We start from the raw sequence: 1,641 nt of genomic DNA on the forward strand, positions 1-1,641 counted from the left end.
AGGGTCGAGGCAGTTTTTCTATTATTTAGTAAAACTTTCGGATAGCTGTGTTAAAAATAGTAAAATTGATGAGTTTATTTATTACATCTATTATTTAACTTGTCGGAAAATATTAATTAATTGTAAAAAGAAATTGTCGAATTTAATTCCAGAATTCTTATTCAAACCTGAGAGCATGTCAAAACAAAAAATAACTGATATTTTATCAAACAGAGATAAAATTGAAAAGCCGTTTGAAACAAAGCTTTCAAATGAGCTATTTTTAAAAGCTCAAAACCTATATTAAACACTGATTTACAGATGTTTGTATTCGTTTGTAAAAATCACCCCTCGTTCTAGCCTAATTTTACCAATGAAAATCAATTAAAATCATTGAAAATATGGCAACATCAATTACACCCTTACAAAATGAGGAATTATTCACATTTCCTGCCCCTGAAGATCAACTAAGACAAAAAGAGGTAGCTACATTATTTGGAAGATCGGTTCAAACGATCATTAATTGGAAAAAAAAAGGTAAAATCCCTTATTTTCAAATGGGAAGATTCCCCGTCTTTAGTAAAAAGCAGCTCATTCAAGTTGCTTCTAGAAATCAACACTTGATAAAAATTTAAAACAAAAAGAGCAGAGTCTTCAGCTATGCTCTTTTTGTATTGTTTAATTCTACTAATTGTATATCAAGCAAATATACAAAAAACCCTTTGTATGATGAAAAACCAGTATTTAAGAATAGGCACGTCATATTTTAAGAGATCCCTATACCCTTTATCATCAGGAGATTTTATCGAGATCTTAGTCATTTGGTCTGCTGAGTTGATCAGACAAGACCACGGTAAAGATGTACTTGCGGAAATCGAAAAATTTGATGGCTTTATTTGCCTCCCTGAAAATCGCAAGGAGTACTTTAAAAAAAGAGTACAGGACTATTACAACACTTATCACCAAATTAGCAAATCACCTTCTGAAGGCGAAATTACAAGCACATTAAGTTTTTTAACACATATTTTTGGAGATCAGCTTGAACTTGGACTTGATTACTTGCAACTAATTTACTTACGGCCAACACAAATTTTACCAATTCTTTGTTTGGTAAGTAAGGAGCGTTCAACGGGTAAGTCAACCTTTCTCAAGTGGTTAAAGGAAATTTTCGAATACAATTTAACTTTTTTAACTAACAGCGATTTTACTTCAAATTTTAATAGTGATTGGACATCAAAACTACTGATCTGCATTGATGAAGTATTATTTAAAACAGATGAGCTCACTGAACGCATAAAATACCTCTCTACAACAAATACTTATAAAACTGAGGCAAAAGGAAAAGACAAAAGGGAATCTTCTTTTTTTGGGAAGTTTATCCTTTGTTCGAATAAAGAGACCTCGTTCTTAAAAGTAGAAGCGGACGAAATCAGGTTTTGGATCATTAAAATAAATCGCTACCAGAAAGAAGATGTTCATCTACTGAAAAAACTAATTGCTGAGATTCCAGCATTTTTGCACTTGCTAACGAACAGAAAACTTTCAACGGAGAACCAGTCCCGAATGTGGTTTACACCAGAGCAAATCAGAACTAATGCATTATTAAAATTAATACGGCATAATTCGAATCAAATAGAACGAGAGTTAGCAAACTCTTTAATG

At 31.9% G+C, this 1,641-nt stretch carries 2 protein-coding genes; both read left to right on the forward strand.

The window, feature by feature from the left end; translation table 11 throughout:
* Positions 1-380 precede the first annotated feature (380 nt).
* Positions 381-614: a helix-turn-helix domain-containing protein gene (locus AC061C_RS15725; protein ID WP_478291955.1), complete on the forward strand. Its 234-nt coding sequence runs from the start codon at positions 381-383 to the stop codon at positions 612-614.
* 91 nt (positions 615-705) lie between these two features.
* Positions 706-1,641, forward strand: a 936-nt coding sequence (locus AC061C_RS15730) for a primase-helicase family protein (protein ID WP_478291956.1), incomplete at its 3' end; no start/stop codon positions are given.

This window comes from Flavobacterium sp. GNP010 (genome assembly GCF_056428945.1).